The organism is Salinibacter sp. 10B, from assembly GCF_002954405.1.
GTDB lineage: Bacteria > Bacteroidota > Rhodothermia > Rhodothermales > Salinibacteraceae > Salinibacter.
This window is the reverse complement of record NZ_MQWC01000004.1, coordinates 1,020,311-1,038,251: the sequence shown is the minus strand read 5'-3', so window position 1 is coordinate 1,038,251 and position 17,941 is coordinate 1,020,311. Positions and strand designations below refer to the sequence as shown.

Sequence of the window (17,941 nt, the reverse complement as noted above, 5' to 3'; positions counted from 1 at the left end):
GAAGAGCTGTGAGGGAATGTGTTACAGCGGAGCGTACAGAAGCCACGTCACCGAATCCCGTTCCGTTCGGTGAAATTGAAGCTTCACCGGCAGGGGCGTCCCGTCCGTTTTGGGATGAGGGAACGTGTAGAAGAACCGGGCGTCGAGAACGCCCTTTTGGCGGGCAGTCTGGAGGGGCAGTTGGAGCATCGGGTTCCGAGAGGCTGGAACCCGATCAAAGAACGACGTCCCCACGGGATCTTTTTCCAGTCCGGGAAGGGAGGGGTGGTGGTCATTCGCTGCCCGAATCCGATCATCGTCGTCGACCGCGAGAATTCCGACGTCGTGGGCGTTCAGGTGTTCGGGGGTGTGTGTATCGAGCTGGTGTAGGACCCCGATCGGAAGAAGGGTTGCAAATTCATCGGTCGCAAGGTCGACGTCCCCTTCTTGTAGGGCAAGGAGCTGACGTTCGAGCGTCTGAACCGCCGTCGAACTGGAGGGAGCGGAGTCGGAGGACGAGGCGTTGTCCCCCGTGGCATTGGTCTCCCGGTCGACGCTGGCGGTTATTTGCTCCTCCATATTCTCAACCATCTGAATCACCGATTCGGGATCCGAGACCCCCAACTCGCGCTCCAGCAGCGCAAACGCGTCCTCAGCGTCCGTTTCCGGGGAGGCGTCAACCTGGTCGAGTCGTTCCTGCATCGACTGGATCATGTGGACGGCCTCGTTGGCGTCCGACAATCCCGCCTGGGAAAGGACTTCCTTCTCCTCATAGAGCGCTTCCACCTGCGCACTGATGTGTGCAATTGTGCTCACCGTTTCCTCCGCGTCGGCGTCCACGTCCAGGGCATCCTGGATGGCATGCAGTTTTTCCTCGGCCTCTTGGTATGCGTCGAGGCGCTTCTGCATCGCGTCGGTACGACGCTTCATCGCCATCATGGCATCGAGGGCATCGTCGAGATCGTCGAACCCGAAGGATTGAAGGGTCTTCCGCTCCTGATAGTACTCCGAGAGCACCTCTTTCATGCGCCGGAGCAAATGAAGCGCTTCCTTTGGACTTGACGCGTCAAATTCTTCCAGAACCTCCTCTAAAAAGGTTTGGGCCCGTAGGGAAGAAGAATGAGATTTGATCATGGCGTTGAGGGACGTCCGAAGAAAGGCACGGGGGAGGCGGACGTCGAAGGGGGCGCTCAGTACTTCTGCACCGTAATCCAATTGTGACCCGCCTCGTCACGATACATGTGCACGTCCACGAGTGTGGGGCGCATCTTGTACGTGTAGGTGTAGGTAAACGTCTCATCGAGCTCGCCGCGGCGCACTCCCTTCTTAAATCGCCCTCGAAAGAGGCGATTGTTTGTACAGGGCGCGACCTGAGTGAAGAAGTTGCGGCCTAGGACCTCCTCCGGGTCCATGCCACTCAGTTCCGACTCATACTGATTGAAGAATTCTACCTCTCCCTCGTCGTCGACCTTGATAATCCCGAAGGGAGCATTGTCGAGTTGGTCCTCGTCGGAGTGTCGAAGCTTTTCCGCGAGGTCGTCATCCTCAAAGTGTAGCTCGTCGGTTTCGGACGGCTCGGTGTCCGATGGGGACGCCGCTTCCTCGGTAGAGGGAGAGGCCTGCGCACCCGACGATTCCGGAGGAGCAGACGTCTCCTCGCTGTCTGGAGCCGGCTCAGTGGTTCCGGTGTCAAGGATGGAAGGCTCCTGAGAGTCGGCGCTAGGGTCTTGGTCTGGCATGAGAGAAAAGGAGTCTTTGAGGGGAGTACAGTCGGTGGAGGCAGAGGGTACGGCGAGCGGGCAGTTGGCAAGGATGCTAATACTGTTCCAACACCGCAAACGCAAGCCAGTGGGTTGAAGGGGAAGAAGAGTAGAGCTGGACGACGAGATTCGCAGGCGGCGTGTCCCCGCTCACGTACGTGTAGGCAAACTGCGTGTCCAGGTCCTCCTTGGCAACGCCATCCGAAAATCGCCCCCGGAACAAGGTGTTGTCGGTACCGGGAGCAACATCGAAAAAGAAGTTCTGGCCGACGAGCGCTTCGGCCGAGGCGGCCGACACATCCGGCCACTGGAGGGCCTTTGAGGTCGCATGCCGGATGGAGCCCTCGTCGTCCAGTTGAAATAACCCTACTGGGAGGGCCTCCAGCGCCTCCTCGTCCATGTCGTCGAGACGAGCACGGATGTCAGCGTCGAGGAGCGGCTCTTCGGCGGAGGCCTCCGGGGGCGACGCCGAAGCGTCCTGTTCGGCGTATGTCTCTTGGAGTTGGTCTTCCAGGCTTTGGACGAGGTCGGGGATGGCGGCGGGATCGTCGAGGCCCAACTCGTCTTGCAGCGCACTCAACTGGGCTTCCAGCTGATCGCGTTTTTCGCGGAGGGATTTCTTTTCTTCAAGCAGGGCGGACAATTCTTCTTCCAGGGCCTCGAGCTGGGAGAGAGCTTCGTCCGGACTGGAGATGCCCTTTTCGGTTGCCAGTTGATGGCGTTCGTCGTACAGATCATTGAGCTGCTCCTCCATGTTTTCGATCATGGAAAGCGCATGGTCGACATTGCTGATCCCATGCTGCGACATCTCCTCGCGGCTCTCGTACAGCGATTCGAGCTGAAGCTGCATGCTCTTTACCATTTCGACGGCATCGCCGGTGCCGTTCAAATCCAATTCGGCAAGGCGTTCACGTTCGGCATACAGCTCATCCAACTGCTGGGTCAGGTCCTCCATCATCATGGTGAGGGTATCGGGGTCCGACGTCCCGAACTCCTCTTCGAGCGTATCCTCTGCCGAGGGGGATGACGCCGTGGCGGGCGCGAAGATGGAGTCGGAGGTTGTGTCGGCATCCCGGTCCTGGTAGAGCTCGCCAAGCTGATCGGATAGGCCTTCTACCATTTCCACGACGGCATCGGGATTCGACACGCCCAGTTCGCGCTGAAGCTTCTCCTCACGCGCCATCAATGCCTGCAGTTGTTCGAATATGTCGCCCTCCATGTTCAATGGCGTGCCGTCGTCCGTCCGTTCGGTGGCCTCTTTCTCATCGTAGAGGGCATTCAGTTGCTCCTCCATGCTTCGGAGCGCCTCCAAAAGGTGGGCGGGGTCCTCAAATCCAGCATCCGCCAGTTGGGCCTGCTGTTCCTCAAAGGCGTCCACTCGGTCTTGAAGCGATTCTACCCGAGCCACGAGGTCGTCCGGATTCGCGACGTCCAGGGCGGCTTGGGCACGCTGGAGGTTCTGGTTTTTGCGTCGGAGCTCCTGTAGACGCTCAAAAATACGACGGAGAACAGTCTTCGCCTCGTCCGCGTCGGCAAGCCCCATGTCGTCAAGTGCCTGTGCCTCCTCGTCGAGCACGCTTACCTGAAGCTCGCGTATGTGATCGACGACCTCCTCCGGGTCAGTGGCTGGAAGGAGGTCCATCAACTCTTCCCATCGATCCTGATACCACGCAAGATCCTGAGGCAAATGTTGACGGTCAGCCATGGCGTGTCTTTTGAAAAAGCGAGGATTAGATCAGGAAGGGCGGCCGTGGGGCACGCGAGGGCGGCGGGCCCAGAGGGAAGGCATGCCTGGATAAGGTAAAAAAGGGACGTCCAGTGTGAAAGCCCCAGTAGATTGGCGTCGGCTCCCATCCTGTGGGTTCTGGGGCACGGTTGAGTACACACGCCGTTACTGTTGGATGCGAGGAAAGGGGGCCGCAACGATTTTTCTTCTCGACAGACGCCCGTCCTCAAACTCCACAGTAAGGCCTGGGACCGAAGAAGTCCCTTAGGGACGCCCATTCCGAATTCTGAAACGAGAGGAACCGTTCCGGGCTGGACATCGAATTTCGCAACCGTTACACGGGGCCGCCCGGCGCACAAAGGTCCAGGGGCATCTCCACACAGGGGCTACGTTCAACCCGTCGGGGCCGAACATATTCGCGCCGACCCGAGGGGGCATGATCAGTATGGAGCCCCGTCTGCGCTCGATCGACAGGGGCTACACTAGCAGGCCGTTGGAGTTGAACATTCAGGGCCGATTGCTGCCCCGTAGCATACATCTCACGATGCAGCGCCCAAGCTGCTCACCCAATCCCATGGGACTGCTGAGAGTTGCGGGAGACCGCGTTCACGATTCTCGGGGGCCTCGTGTTTGGACACCAGCAGACTCGTCCGTTGCTCAGCTGGCACCCCGGTGGATTGCAACGATCTGCAGTCGTCGCGCTCTGCTTGAACTGCCATCGTGTGAAATCAAAACAGTCTCTAAAGAGCGCTAGGCATCGTGCTCTTCATAGGCCGCAATAATTTCACGGACGAGACGGTGGCGCACTACGTCCTCGCGCTCCAGGTAGATAAAGTCGATCCCGTCAATGTCCTTGAGGATGTGTTGGACCTGAATTAGACCACTCTCACTCCGGTTTTGGAGGTCGGTCTGAGTGATGTCCCCCGTAATGATGGCTTGGCTCTTCGGGCCGAGCCGCGTCAAGAACATCTTCATCTGGCTGGTCGTCACGTTCTGCGCCTCATCCAGAATGACGAAGGAGGACTTCAGCGTTCGGCCGCGCATGTAGGCCAGGGGGACCACCTCCACACGGTCCTGCTCCAGGTATTCGGCCATCTGCTCCCGGGGCATCATGTCGCCGATGGCGTCGTAGAGGGGTTGCAGGTATGGATCGACCTTTTCGTAGAAGTCGCCCGGCAGAAAGCCCAGTTGCTCGCCGGCCTCGACGGCGGGACGGGAGAGCACGATGCGCTTTACCCGATGGTCGTTGAGGGCGGCAACGGCCATAGCAACGGCCACGTATGTTTTGCCGGTCCCGGCAGGGCCAATCGCAAACACGACGTCGTTGGATTGGGCGGAGTTGACTAGGCGTTCCTGGTTCGGAGACCGCGGCTTAATGACGTCCCCCTCCGGGGTCGTGAGAATGGTATCAGGACTGCCGGTTGAGGGAGCGTCGCGCTCCTCGGAGTCGAAGAGGGCGAGGACCGTCTCGACATCGTCTTCTGTGAGCGTGTCGTTCCGGTCGAGGAGAACCACCATCTCGTTGAAGACGCGCTCGACCTTCTCGATGGCGTCCTCGTCTCCTTGGAGGTGGATCTCGGTGCCGCGGGCCGTAATGTGGGTGTCGGGAAAGGCGCGCTCGATCTTTCGTAGGTACACATCGTTGAAACCGAAGAGAAGAAGCGGATCGGCGCCTTCGATGCTCAGCTGTTTCTCAGGCAACGGGTTGAGGGAAGTTTTCTGAAAGATTGTGGAATTGAGAGTGTCCTCCAGTCGGAGAGAAACTTGCCCCGACGCCCCCTATACGCGCCGTGCTTGCGAATCGTGCCGCACCTTCACCACTGGATTCAGAAACGACCGATTCATTTTCATGAGTCCCTCGCTCGTCGTCGAATTCACCAAAATGCACGGGGCCGGAAACGACTTTCTGGTTCTCGACAACCGCTGGTATCGCTTCTCTGACGAAGAGCTGTCCGATCTTGCAGCGACGTGGTGCCGGCGTCACTACGGCGTGGGGGCGGACGGCCTGCTGGCCCTTGCGGACACGGAGGCTGAAGGGGCGGACTATCGGATGCGCTACGTAAACGCCGACGGATCCTGGGCCACCATGTGTGGAAATGGGGCACGGTGCCTGGCGCGCTTTGCTCTTAATGCCGATTTTGAAGGACCGGAGGTGACATTCGAGACGGATGCCGGTCGGTACCACGCAACCGTTGCGAGGGACCGGCCCGACTGCGTGCGGCTTTACGTACCGCCGGCCACGGCGCTCGAACTCAACGTATCGCTGGAAGAACCTGTGCCGTTCAGTGCCGAGGCGGTGCACTACGTCGATACCGGCACCGGACACCTCGTCATCTTTGTGAACGACGTCGATGCGGTTCCCGTCGCTGAATGGGCGCCGCCGCTGCGACGCGATGCCCGGGTACATCCCCCCGGCGCCAATGTCAACTTCGTAGAGGTAGACGGCGACGCGCTGCACGTGCGCACCTACGAGAAGGGGGTAGAGGCAGAAACCCTCTCCTGTGGCACTGGCGTCCTGGCCGCCGCGGCCATCGCGGAGGCCACCGAATACGTCCCCGAAGGCCCCCTCACGATCGAAACGCAAGGGGGCACCTTCGCCGTCGGCACCGAGGCGACGAGCCGGGGCCGCGAGCGCTACCTCGAAGGCCCCGTCGTCACGGTCTTCCGCGGGTCGCTCCAGGTGACCTGATTACTGGAACTGCTGCCGCATGTCTTCGATGGTGGCGTCCTCCTTGAGGGCCGAGATCCACTGCTGGGAGACCTCACGCTGCCGCTGCTTGGCCAGCTTCTGGCGAATCTGCTGCCGCTGCTGGGCCGTGAGGGCGGGCGGCTCTTGCATCGAGGTGACGCTGACCACGAAGGCTGCATTTTCGCCACCGACGACACCGGAGGTTTCGCCCTCCTCCAGTCCAAATACAGTGCCCGCAAAGGAGGGGTCGCGGCCGACGCCGGGCACCGTCTCCGTCGTGAACGTAATGTCGGTCTGCGACCGCATCTGGGTGCCCAGTACCTGGGGCAACTGCTGGAAGCCATTCTGGTTTAGGGCCTGTCGCATGCGGCGCGTCTGGATCTCCTTCTTTTTCTGGAGCTCTACTTGCGGCCGGAGTTGGGCCTTGACCTCCGAGAAGGGACGATAGCCTTCCGGCTTCACCTCCGTCACTTTCGCGAGCACAAACTTGTCGTCGAGTTCAATAACCTCGCTGATGGCGCCGGTTTCGGCCGTCTCCATGAAGTTGGTAAGGGCGCGGCTTTGGCCGATGCCTGGGATGGCGCTCTGGTCGGCCTCGGCCGTGACTTCCTGCACGTTTAGATCGCGGCGTTCGGCTTCCTCGGTAAAGGTGCTGCTCTCACCGGCGTAGAAGGCCACATCGTCGAGCGTCGTTCGCTTCTCCGAAAGGGTGGCCTGGCTCGGGGTCAGACTAAATGCGAGATCCGCCACCTGGACGGCCTGTGATGCTTTCTGATGAACCCGGATGAGGTGGTAGCCAAACTCGGACTTGACCGGTCCAACGAGGGCGCCGGCGGAGGCATTGAACGCGGCATCCGAGAAGGCCTCTACCATGCGTCCCTCGCCGAACCATCCAAGATCGCCTCCTTCGGATGCGGACTGGTCGTCGGAGTACTCTCGTGCCATTGCGTCGAAGCGGGCCGCGCCCGACTCAATGCTGTCACGGATGGATTGCAGTTGCTGTCGCAGCGCCGGGTCCTCTGCCTCCGATTCGAGCAGAATGTGGGAGGCGTGGACGTATTCCCCGTCCGCGGGCTGTGTGTCGAGAATCTTGACGAGGTGGGCGAGGCTGCCACTGGTAACGGGGCCCGCGACACGTCCCGGCGTCGGGTCCTCGTACACTAGGTCGGCAACGGCAGCGTCCAACTGGTCTGGGGTCTGAAAGTCGCCGGAGAAGGTGCGTTCCGAGGCGTTCTGTTCGAGAAAGAGGGAATCGTTCTCGGCATTCGAAAACTCCGACCGGAGCTCTTCGAGGTCGCTCATGACGGCGGCAGTATCCTCAGCGGTCGGAATTTTTGACAGCGAGACGTAGTTGAGCGTCAGCGTCTTTTTCCGCTCATAATCCTCTTTGTTGTCTTCGTAGTAGGACCGCAGGTCCGACTCGCTGACGGAAATTGAGTCATCCGGCACAGAGGCGTATCGGAGTGCCACGTACTGGGCCGAGGCCGATGCATTCTGTTGCCAGTAGTACTCTTCTACGTCCTTTTGGGAGACGTAAACCGACGACTGCACAAGCGAGGACATCTTTTCGCGTCGCCGTTGCTCTTTCAGGTAGTTCTCCAACTGAAGAAACTGCGGGTTGGCCTGCGGATTCTGCGCCATGTTGCGGAGCAACTGGTAGTTGATCCGTCCCGTGGAATCGGCAAACTGCTGGCGGATCAGCCGGTGCGGGTTCTCCCCGAACACCATGTTTTCGATTTCGGTATCGGTGACCGTGATTCCCAGGCGTTTCATTTCCTGTTCCAGCAGCGCGTTGTTGATGAGCTGGTCGTAGGCCCGCTGGCGAACCATTTCCTCCATGCGGGCAGAGAGCTCGCCTTCCATCCGCTGACTGAGTTGCTCCCGCTGTCGGTCGACGGCCTGGTTGTACTCCTGATTGCTGATGGTCTGGTCATTGACCATCGCTGCGTTCTGGCTCGGCTGATTCATGGCCTCAAAGACGTTGGAGTCCTGCAACGTCCAGATGATGCCGAACGACAGCACCAGAATCCAAAGAATGACTCCGGTGTTTTCCCGGAGTTTGTTCATCGCACCCATAGATCCAAGATGGTTTTCGTTGAAGAGACACGCGCTGCGGCCGAGAGGTCGGCCCGTTGGCAAACCTTCCTACCGTACTTTTGAGGAAGGACAATTGTTCGGGAGGGAGCGGCCTGGACCACTGAATTGCCTGTTAGCGTGTGCTTTCGGGGGAGGCACTGTCAGTGTGCATCGCTGTTTGGCTCGACAGGAGGCAGAACGGCACATCTGGAGGGGGGCGGTCGTTCTCAAAAGAGCGGTGTCGCTGGCCGCACTGAACCGTCTTCTCCACGGGTTTCGGGGTTTCATGCGCATTGTCCGTCGATCCTCACTTCTTACCACAAGTCTCCTCGCTATTGTCGTCGGCGGGGCGGTGGCGGTCATTGGAGCACAGATTCGTCTCGAACTTGGTTTTTTGGGACTCGTTCCCGGGGCCATCATTCTGGCCGTTGGGCTCCGGCAGCCACTCCGCCGCTGGCGATTGGCGCGCACGTCGCTTCCCACAGAGGCACAAGCCTGGCTCCGCACGCACGTGCCGTTGTACCCCCAGCTCGCCCCAGCGGCCCGCACTCGCTTCGAGCGCGACGTACAGTTCCTGATGGACGAGTATTCGTTCGAAGGCGTACAGGGCGTGACGGTGACCGACGATCTCCGGCTGAGTGTAGCGGCGGCCGGCGCCGTGCTCCTGCACGGGCGTCCCGACTGGGAGCTGCCCGGGAGCCGCTCGGTCCTGTTTTATCCGCGTCGCTTCAATGATGCCTACTACGACAGCGCCGACGCGGCCTACGACGGCATGGCGCACCAGCAGGGGCCCATCATTTTGACTGCCCCGGCGGTGAGGGACAGCTGGGCCGATGCCGCCGACGCCGACAATGTGGTGCTTCACGAGCTGGCACACCTCTTTGATTTCGACAATGAGGGGGCGGACGGCGTCCCCTCACTGGTGGCACCGGCCTCGGCAGGAGACTGGCAAACGCTGATGCGGCGCGAGATGCGTCGGGTGCGGAACGGGCAGTCCATCCTGCGACCGTATGCGGCAGAGGCTCCGTCCGAGTTTTTCGCCGTAGCCGTCGAGACGTTCTTTGAGCAGCCGGATCGAATGGCGGATCACCACGCGGAACTGTTTGCGGCCCTGGTGGCCTTCTTTCACCTCGATCCTCGTACAGGGAGACGCACGCCCTCGCCGGCGTCAGCTCCGACGGAGGGAGAAGGGATGGAGAAGGCTTAGGTTACGGGACCAGAGGTCGACACGGACGTGTGCCGATAGGCCCCGGAGGCCAAGGCGCCCTCTATGTGATCGAAGGTGGTATGGACGTCCGCTTCGGTATTCCAGAGGAAGGGGGCCATGCGCACCACCTCGTTCTGCCGGCTGTCGGTGTAGATGTGTTGTGCTTTGAGGTGGGCCGTGAGCTTGTGGGCGTCGGGCACCTCTAGAAGAATCATGGCGCTGCGGGCTGCCGGGCGGCGGGGCGATCGGAGCGATAGATCGGCACTATCGACTCGTTCAATGGCGAGATCGGTTAGCCGAAGCGAGTGGGCCCGCACCGTGTCGAGGCCGAGATCCAGCAGAATCCGAACGCCTTCGACGGCGTGATACATTGGCGCCACGGCCGTCGTGCCCCCGAGAAATCGGCGCCGCACGTCCGGGTGCGGCTCCGGCGACTGTCGAAATTCGAACGGAGCAGCGTCTCCGAACCAGCCGGTGAGGCGAGGGGTGAGCTCAAGCCCGTTCCGGATATACAGGAAGGTGTTGCCGGACGAGCCACATCCTTCCTTCAGTAGTCCACCGACGTACAGGTCGCACCCCAGAGCCGTCACGTCCACCGGCATCGACCCGGCCGCATGGTAGCCGTCGAGAAGAACGAGGGCGTCATGGGCATGCGCTCGCTCGGCCACGCGTTGTAGGAAGGAGGTGGGCAGACGGGCCCCGGTCGTGAAGCCAACGTGGCTTAGGGCCACCATCGCCGTGTTGGGGCCAATCGCGTTGAGGAGCGCCTCCCGGTGGACGCGGTTCTCTTCCGTCGACGGGACAATCTGCGGACGAAACGACTGAAGGTCGTCCCACTGCTGCACGCTGTGGAGGACGGAGGGAAAGGCCGTGTCCGGGAGAAGGATTTCGGCGCCGCGATCGCGCACTTCAGGGGCCGAAAGGAGGCACTGAACCGTCCAGTGCACGTGAGGCTGCAGAATGCACGATCCGTGAGGGGCCCCAAGGAGAGGGGCAATAAACTCGTCGCCGAGATAGGTCGGGAGGGTCCACCAGCCAACCGTGTCGTCGCTGTCGGGGGCCCAGTGATTCGGGACCTTGTTCCAGGCATCGACCCCGAAGCGTCGCCAGTCCTCCGTAAAGTGCTCCATCATAGACGGGACCGTGGCCGGCTGAAGGCCGTGCGTGAAGGCCCGGAGCTCGATGGCATCGGGCTCGTCGGGGAAGCGAAACCGAGTGTGGGGCGAGAAGTCCTCCATGAGAAGCGAATGACGTAAAGAGGGGGCAAACGCAAAAAGCTCCTCTCGCCCAGGGGCGACAGGAGCTTTGCGAAAAGGAGAAGTAGGATGGCGTTATGCCTCTTCCGGCACCACGTGTACGTACTTCCGGTCGCCACTGCGCTTAAACTGAACCGTGCCCTCCGCCTTGGCGAAGAGCGTGTCGTCGCCGCCGCGACTCACGTTGTGGCCGGGATGAAACTTCGTGCCACGCTGCCGCACGATGATGTTGCCGGCGTTTACAAACTCGCCGCCGTAGGCCTTCACGCCGAGATATTTCGGGTTGGAGTCGCGACCGTTCTGGGTCGACCCCATTGCTTTCTTGTGTGCCATAACGACCTCGCAGGGATTATGAGCGGGAAATATGCGTGGAAAACTCAACAGGGATCGGGGCATGATCGCCCAGAGGCCCGACAGGACGCTCGTTAGAACGACGTCTCCTTATCGAACGGACTGTCCTCGTCGTCATCAGAGGAGGCGTCATCCGTGTCCGCATCGGCTTCCTCATCGGCGTCGTCCGAAGGGTCGGCATCGGTCTCCGAAGAGGAGGTCTCCTCGTCGGAAGAGGACGACTCCGCGTCAGCGTCATCGGAAGACGCATCCGTGTCTGCCGACGGTTCGTCTGTGGCTTCTTCGGTCGACTCGTCGGCCGCCGTTGCGTCGTCTTTCGAGGTTGTCTCCGCCTCATCGTCCGTGCCCACGTCGTCGGCCGGGGGCGGTGCCTCTCCGTCAGCGTTCAGCGATTCAATCTGAATCTGCGTATACTGCTGACGGTGACCTCGTTTAACGCGGTATCGCTTGCGCCGTTTCTTCTTAAACACGATTACTTTGTCGCCCTTTACGTGATCAACCACGCGGGCCGTAACCGTTGCGTCGTCTACCGTTGGCGTCCCCAGCGTCACGTCGCCGTCCTCGTTGGAGAGCAAGAGGACGCGGTCGAGCGTGAGCCGCTGGTCCACGTCGGCGTCCGAGTGGTAGGGGACGTAGAGGGTGTCGTCCTCTCGGACTTTAAACTGCTTGTCTTTAACGTCAACTATCGCGTACATGGGTGTCTCTGCTTTGGAGCGCCGGGTTGGATACCGACGCGAGAGTGACTGATTTTAGCCCGTTTCGACTCACAGGCACGTGCCGCCCGCATACTCGTTCCAACACTTCACACAGACGGACTTCTGTTTCGCATGAAGATCACCCTTCCCGACGATCGTACCGTGTCTATCGGCAAGCTCCTGTGCATTGGACGCAACTATGCCGACCATGCCGCCGAGATGGAGCGCGAGGTGCCGGACGCCCCCATGGTGTTTCTGAAACCCTCGACCGCCGTCATTCGCACCGGCGATACGGTGCGCCTCCCGCCGCAGTCGCAGGACGTTCATCACGAAGTGGAGATGGTCGCCGTGATCGGGCGCAAAGGACGCAACATTCCGCAGGCGAAGGCGCTCGATCACGTTGCAGGATATGCGGTGGGTCTCGATATGACGGCCCGAGACCTGCAGAATACGGCGAAAGAGCAGCGCCATCCCTGGTCGGTAGCGAAGGGGTTTGATACGTTTGCTCCCCTCGGGCCGATTGTTGCAGCCTCCTCAATCGATACCCCGCAGGCACTCACGCTCCAGCTTCGCGTCAACGACGAGATTCGCCAGGAGGCCTCAACCGAGCACATGATCTTCTCGGTTGCAGAGCTCGTGCAGTACTGTTCCCAGATTTTCACCCTGGAGCCCGGCGATCTTCTCTACACCGGAACCCCCTCGGGTGTGGGGCCGGTTGAGGAGGGTGATGTGTTGGAGGCTTCGGCCTCAGGCTGTGATCCCCTTCGCGTCCGGGTCCAGCGATAGTCAGAAGCCCTCTCCTTATGGTAGGGATGCAGCGTCGAGGGGAGCGAGCCGGCGGCCTTCGTTCAGCAACTTCACCGGATCGACTTCAGTACTGATGCAACGATTTACCGACCTCGCGACCATTCGTCGTCGCGTGTGGGACCGGTTGACGGCGGCCGCGACGGAGCCCGGGCATCCGCTGCGGGCACTGTCCTTCGGTACCAGCACCGACGGGCGGCCGCAGCTCCGCACTGTGATTCTGCGAGACGCTGATCCCGACGAGCGAGTACTGGCGTTTCATACGGATCGGCAGTCGCAGAAGGTGGCCGACATTCGTGCTGAGGAGAAGATCACGTGGCTCGGCTGGACTCCGGAGACCCGAGAGCAAATTCGGCTTTCGGGGACGGCTTCGCTTCATTTCGATGATGCGGTTGCGGATGAGATGTGGCAGGAGCAGTCTCCGGAATCCCTTAACCTTTATGCTCGGGAGCGCGCCCCTGGGACCCCCCTGGAGGCCCCAAGGGATGGGCGCGACGCGGCCGTAAAAACCGATCCCGTCACTCGTGAGGATGTGGCAGACGGACGCCCGAACTTTGCGGTGGTGCGAACGATAATCGACGGAATCGACTGGCTTCATCTCCATCCCGAAGGGCACTACCGCGCGCAGTTTCAGTTCGATGCAGAAGCGGACGCATTTGAGGGAGGTTGGGTGGTCCCGTGACGAGGAATTCTCTATATTTCGTACCCCGGACGGGCACGGGGCGTAACGTCGAGTCCGGAGGGGAGACGTACTCAACCCCTTCCTCGGAGGGCTTCGGGGCGCTTATCCTTCGTTTTCACAACGCTTCTGCAGTCTCATGTCTCCCGACTACGACGTACTCGTGATTGGTGGGGGGGCCGGTGGGCTCTCTGCTGCCGGCATTGCGACCAACTTCGGCGCCAAGACCGCTCTGGTTGAGCGCGATGCCCTCGGCGGCGATTGCACGTGGACGGGGTGTGTGCCCAGCAAGACCTTGTTGAAAGCGGCCAAGGTCGCCCAGCAGGCCCGGACGGCCAGTACGTACGGCCTCACGGACCAGGAAATCGAGATTGACTTTTCGGGCGTGATGGAGCACGTGCGCTCCGTACGGGCTGAGGTATATCACGATGCCGACCGTCCCGAGATTTTTGAGGAGATGGACATTGACGTGCATGAGGGGGCGGCCCATTTCATCGATTCCCACACGGTGGCGGTGCACCGGGACGACGGAACGACCGAGCAAATTACAGGGCGATACATCATCGTAGCAACCGGGGCACGTCCGCTTGTCCCTCCGATTGAGGGACTGGAAGAGGTCGATGCCCTGACGACTGAGACGCTTTTTGAGCCGGGGACCTTTTCCGAGCAGCCGGACCGATTGGCCATTGTGGGCGCCGGTCCTATCGGCACCGAAATGGCGCAGGCCTTCACGCGCCTCGGCACGGACGTGACAGTGTTGGACATGGAGGCGCGCATTCTTCCGAACGACGACCCAGAGCTGACGGAACGGCTACGCGAGCATTTGGAGGAGGAGGGGGTTCGATACGTGCTTGGCGGGCCCGTAGAGCAGGTGGCACCGGTGAACGGTGGGGTTGCCGTCACGGCGGCGGGGCAAAAGTCGACTACGGTGGAGGCGGATGCCTTGCTGTTGGCCACGGGGCGCTCGGCGAACGTGGACGGCCTAAATTTGGAAGCGGCGGGGGTCGAATATACCCGACAGGGCATCAGCGTGGATGACCGATGTCGTACGAGTCAGGGACATATCTTTGCCGTGGGCGACGTCACGGGACGCTACCAGTTTACCCACATGAGCAACCATATGGCGAAAATTGCCGTGACGAATGCTCTGCTCAAGATGCCGAGCACAATTGACGCCAAGCATGTGCCGTGGGTGACGTACACCGATCCTGAGCTGGCGCACGTAGGAGCAACGGCGCGCCAGCTCGACGGGGACGGCACGTCATACGAGACGTATCGCTTTCCGTACAGCAAGCTCGACCGTGCGGTGACGGAGGGCGAAACCACCGGCCTGATCAAGGTACACGCCAAATCCCTCACTGGAAAAATATTGGGAGCGAGCGTCCTCGGCGCACGGGCGGGCGAGCTCATTACCTCGTTCACCTTGGCAATGCGAAATGGCGTCACGCTTCGCAACATCGGCGACACGATCCATCCGTATCCAGCCTGGGGCGAAGGCGTGCGGCGCGTGGCCGATCAGTGGTTCGTGCAGAAGCAGTCGCCCGCATTTACGAAGGTGCTGCAGACCCTTTTTGGCTACGACGGTCCGGTCCTAAAGCACGGGCCAGACGACATTATCTGACCACGAACGGCGCTCAGTCAGCCGCAGGAGAGGAAGGGGCCGTCGACGAGGGGCCCTTGGCTGTTGCAGGTGGGTCGGACGGGAGCCGTACCGTAAAGCGAGTGCCCTCTCCCTTCGTGGTGTCCACGTCGATCGTGCCGTGCATCAGATTCACGAGTCGCTTCGCCACGGCCAGGCCCAGTCCGCTGCCTTCGTGTGTTCGTTTATTTCCCGATGATTCCTGCTCGAAGGCGTCGAACAGGTGAGGGACGAATGCCGGATCGATGCCAATGCCGGTATCCTCCACCTCAATGTGCGCCCAGTCCGATGTGGTTTGGGCACGCACGGTCACAGCATCGCCCGAGTCGGTAAACTTGACGGCGTTGCTGATGAGGTTCCGGAGTACGCGCCGTATAGCTTCGGCATCGGCGTAGGCAGTCACGGGCGCATCGGGCAGGTCCATGGTGAGATCGATGCTCGTTTCGCGAGCTCGTGGTTGGAAGAGGTCAACGGTTTCTCGGATTTCCGGGAGGAGGTTGATCTGGGCCGGCCGCAGGTGCATTGAGCCCGCTTCCAGCTGAGAAAAGTCGAGGACGGAGTTGAGGGTTTCGAGGAGGCGTCGCCCACTTTTTTCGATGAGGGAGGCAAACTGCGTCGGGTCCTGTCCGTCGCCGTCCGGCGACGGCGCATCTGTGTGCTGCTCGCCGATGGCCTCGGCAAAACCAATGATGGACGTGAGGGGCGTGCGAATTTCATGACTCATGTTGGCGAGGAAGGCCGACTTCAGTTCGCTGGCTTCCTCGGCAGTCTCCTTGGCCTGTACCAGCTCTTGCTCGCGCTCGATGCGGTCGAGAACCACGGCCGCGTTGCTGGCCAGAATTTCCACGAGACGCAGGTCGAATTCGTCGATGCCGCCCACTTGGGGGCTTCCAATGGAGAGGAGGCCGCGACTTCCGAGCGGGATGCAGGCCCAGGTTCGGAGCGGGCCACTGTCGAAGGCCACCTGCTCGTCGTCCAGGTCCTCGATCACGAGAGTATTGCCCGAACGATACGCACGAGCAGCGATTGTTTCTTCCCCCACGTGGTGAGACGGGCGTTCGGGGACCAGTTCCCGCATCTGAGGAGAGATTCGAACGGGCAGCAACTGGTCGTCATCTCGAAGCTGCACGCTGGTGAAGGGATACTGAAAAGTGTTGAGCACGAGCTCTTCAATGAGGGCTGCGACCTCACTTCGGCTCGTGGCTTTGATGAGGCGGCCGGTTGCCGCGTAGAGGGCTTCGATTTTCAATTCCCGTTCCTCCCGTTCGTGCGCCCGCTCCTTCAGTTCGGTCACGTCGGTGAGGACGCCAAAGATCTGCTCGGTATCTCCTGTCTCGTCCTTCAGGGGGCGGCCCCGTTCCCGAATCCAGCGTACGGTGTTGGCATTGTTGGGCGAGATCCGGTACTCAAGCTCGTGGACAGGCTCGTGATGCATACGGGCGAATGCGTGCCGTACCTGATCTCGGTCTTCTCGGTGGACGAGGTGAAGCAGATCGTTGACCTCGTGGTCCACGTCCGGGTCGAGGCCCAGCAACCGGCCGGAGGCCTCGGTGAGTTGGACCGTGTTTGCGACGAGATTGATGGTCAAGTGGCCGGTTTGTGCAATCTTTTGGGCCTCTGCGAGCGCCATGCGGCTCTGGCGCACTTCCCGCTCCATCTCTTTTCGGTCGGTAATGTCGAGCACTGTTCCCGATAGGCGGACGGGGTGGCCGTCTTTGCGGTGTACTTCGCCGCGTTCGTGCACGACCCGCTCTGCGTCGTCAGCACGCTGAATTCGATACTCGACGTTGAGGGGAGCGGTGCCGTCCAGCGCGTCGGCTCGGGCATGTCGAACTGCATCCCGGTCGTCCGGGTGGACGGACGCGAGGAACGTGTCGTAGGTGATCTCCGCGTCTGCTTCCCAGCCGAAGATGCGACGCAGTTCATCGGACAACAGCAAGGTACCGGTTTCGAGATCGCGCTCCCAGTTGCCAAGGTGGGCAATGCGCTGAGCCCGCCGGAGCCGCTGCTCACTATCTTGCAGCTCCCGTTCCATTTCTTTCCGGTCGGTGATGTCGTGAACAATTCCCGTTACACGGGTGGTTACCCCGTCTTCAACGTGCGCCTCGCCTCGGGTGCGCACCCACCGGCGCGAGCCATGGGCGGTGTCGAAGGGGAGTTCCAGTTGAAAGGACTGTCCCTCCTCCAGGCAGCGGTGAAGCGCCGAGCGAAACACCGGCTGGGCTTCCGGCGCATAGAAATCGATAGACGAGGAGAGGTCGGGCTCGTAGCGCAGGGGGACGGCGTGGATTCGGTACAGCTCCTCGGTCCACGACATCCGTCCGCTGGTCACGTCGAATTCCCATCCGCCGACCTTCGCCATCTCCTCGGTGCGGTGCAAGAGGGTGCGGCTCGTCTGCAGGGCCTGTCGCGTGCTCCGGCGCGCCTGGAATTGATCGTAGCGATAGGCGAGGAACAGGACGGTGCCCCCGGTCAGCAGAAGCGTAAAGGCGCCCATCTGGAGCAACGGCCCCAGAATCGGTAGTGGGGACGGCGTGCCTAAGAAAAGTTGGGGCCCGAATTGTCCCCCTGCTGCGATAATGAGCAGAAGGCCGATGCCCAGGGACAAGGTTTGCCATCCTTGGAGGGGGACGGCCAGTACCGCGACCAGGTAGAGAAGCGTGAAGCGATCGGTATTGAGCGCCCCCGTCAGAAGGCCATGTGGAAGTCCGCCTATGCTCACCACCGCTACCATGACCGTAATCAGTACTCGTCCCTCCCAGAGGGAGCACCCCGACCGGGCCGCCATGATGCCGATGATGCAGAAGGCAGTGGCCAGCAGGCCGTTGCCCATCCGAAGGGCCGTTTCGAGCGGAAGAGAGGCGATGCTCACGTCCGTCAGGGGCACTTGCAGTGCCGATAGCACCAGCAGGTACACCGTAGAGAGCAGGATCCCGATTGTGCTGAACCAGCGAAGGGTGATGTGCATGCTCGACCGCAGATGATCCCGAAAGTCCGGGTCCTCTTCGAAAGCCCAGGGGTTGGTCAGGCAGGTTCGAATGTGTTGGTCCCAGTTGGCCATCGGGACGAGCACTGCTTTT

At 61.1% G+C, this 17,941-nt stretch carries 14 protein-coding genes; 5 read left to right on the top strand and 9 right to left on the bottom strand.

The window, feature by feature from the left end; all coding sequences use genetic code 11:
• Positions 1-21: 21 nt before the first annotated feature.
• The 4 genes from BSZ35_RS04565 to BSZ35_RS04550 form a co-directional block, all read right to left on the bottom strand.
• Positions 22-1,113: a hypothetical protein gene (locus BSZ35_RS04565; RefSeq protein ID WP_105011340.1), complete on the bottom strand. Its 1,092-nt coding sequence runs from the start codon at positions 1,111-1,113 to the stop codon at positions 22-24.
• Positions 1,114-1,169: 56 nt separating this feature from the next.
• On the bottom strand, positions 1,170-1,718 hold the full coding sequence (locus BSZ35_RS04560; protein WP_105011339.1) for a PAS domain-containing protein: 549 nt from the start codon (positions 1,716-1,718) through the stop codon (positions 1,170-1,172).
• Positions 1,719-1,794: 76 nt separating this feature from the next.
• A complete protein-coding gene (locus BSZ35_RS04555) occupies positions 1,795-3,444 on the bottom strand; it encodes a hypothetical protein (RefSeq protein ID WP_105011338.1) in 1,650 nt (549 codons plus the stop codon).
• 771 nt (positions 3,445-4,215) lie between these two features.
• Positions 4,216-5,166 carry a PhoH family protein gene (locus tag BSZ35_RS04550; protein ID WP_105011337.1) on the bottom strand — a complete coding sequence of 317 codons (951 nt, stop codon included), beginning with the start codon at positions 5,164-5,166 and terminating at the stop codon, positions 4,216-4,218.
• Positions 5,167-5,314: 148 nt separating this feature from the next.
• On the opposite strand from BSZ35_RS04550, the gene dapF reads away from it, so the two are divergent.
• Positions 5,315-6,154, top strand: a complete 840-nt coding sequence (dapF, locus tag BSZ35_RS04545) for a diaminopimelate epimerase (protein WP_105011336.1) — start codon at positions 5,315-5,317, stop codon at positions 6,152-6,154.
• Here dapF and BSZ35_RS04540 read toward each other — a convergent pair whose 3' ends face one another.
• Entirely contained in the window at positions 6,155-8,221 is a 2,067-nt protein-coding gene (locus tag BSZ35_RS04540; protein ID WP_258096072.1) for a peptidyl-prolyl cis-trans isomerase, read from the bottom strand. It abuts the gene before it with no gap.
• Positions 8,222-8,516: 295 nt separating this feature from the next.
• Between BSZ35_RS04540 and BSZ35_RS04535 the strand changes: the two genes are divergently transcribed.
• Positions 8,517-9,437 (top strand): M90 family metallopeptidase, encoded by a 921-nt coding sequence (locus BSZ35_RS04535; RefSeq protein ID WP_105013718.1) that lies wholly within the window; start codon positions 8,517-8,519, stop codon positions 9,435-9,437.
• On the opposite strand, the gene BSZ35_RS04530 is transcribed toward BSZ35_RS04535, so the two are convergent.
• From BSZ35_RS04530 to rplU, 3 genes are all read right to left on the bottom strand, one after another.
• Complete coding sequence (locus tag BSZ35_RS04530) at positions 9,434-10,675, bottom strand: aminotransferase class V-fold PLP-dependent enzyme (RefSeq protein WP_105011334.1); 1,242 nt, start codon at positions 10,673-10,675, stop codon at positions 9,434-9,436. The two genes, BSZ35_RS04535 and BSZ35_RS04530, sit on opposite strands and share 4 nt — an antisense overlap.
• 93 nt (positions 10,676-10,768) lie before the next feature.
• Entirely contained in the window at positions 10,769-11,026 is a 258-nt protein-coding gene (rpmA, locus tag BSZ35_RS04525) for a 50S ribosomal protein L27 (RefSeq protein ID WP_105011333.1), read from the bottom strand.
• A 92-nt stretch (positions 11,027-11,118) separates the two neighbouring features.
• The gene (rplU, locus tag BSZ35_RS04520) at positions 11,119-11,739 is read right to left on the bottom strand and encodes a 50S ribosomal protein L21 (protein ID WP_105011332.1); all 621 of its coding nucleotides are present in this window, start codon (positions 11,737-11,739) and stop codon (positions 11,119-11,121) included.
• A gap of 132 nt (positions 11,740-11,871) precedes the next feature.
• Between rplU and BSZ35_RS04515 the strand changes: the two genes are divergently transcribed.
• The 3 genes from BSZ35_RS04515 (at position 11,872) to BSZ35_RS04505 (ending at position 14,843) form a co-directional block, all read left to right on the top strand.
• Positions 11,872-12,525, top strand: coding sequence for a fumarylacetoacetate hydrolase family protein (locus BSZ35_RS04515; protein WP_105011331.1), 654 nt, complete (start codon positions 11,872-11,874; stop codon positions 12,523-12,525).
• 94 nt (positions 12,526-12,619) lie between these two features.
• Positions 12,620-13,225 carry a pyridoxamine 5'-phosphate oxidase family protein gene (locus BSZ35_RS04510; protein ID WP_105011330.1) on the top strand — a complete coding sequence of 202 codons (606 nt, stop codon included), beginning with the start codon at positions 12,620-12,622 and terminating at the stop codon, positions 13,223-13,225.
• 136 nt (positions 13,226-13,361) lie between these two features.
• Positions 13,362-14,843: an FAD-dependent oxidoreductase gene (locus BSZ35_RS04505; protein ID WP_105011329.1), complete on the top strand. Its 1,482-nt coding sequence runs from the start codon at positions 13,362-13,364 to the stop codon at positions 14,841-14,843.
• Between the two features lie 13 nt (positions 14,844-14,856).
• Here BSZ35_RS04505 and BSZ35_RS04500 read toward each other — a convergent pair whose 3' ends face one another.
• A complete protein-coding gene (locus tag BSZ35_RS04500) occupies positions 14,857-17,922 on the bottom strand; it encodes a PAS domain-containing protein (RefSeq protein WP_105011328.1) in 3,066 nt (1,021 codons plus the stop codon).
• Between the last annotated feature and the right edge of the window lie 19 nt (positions 17,923-17,941).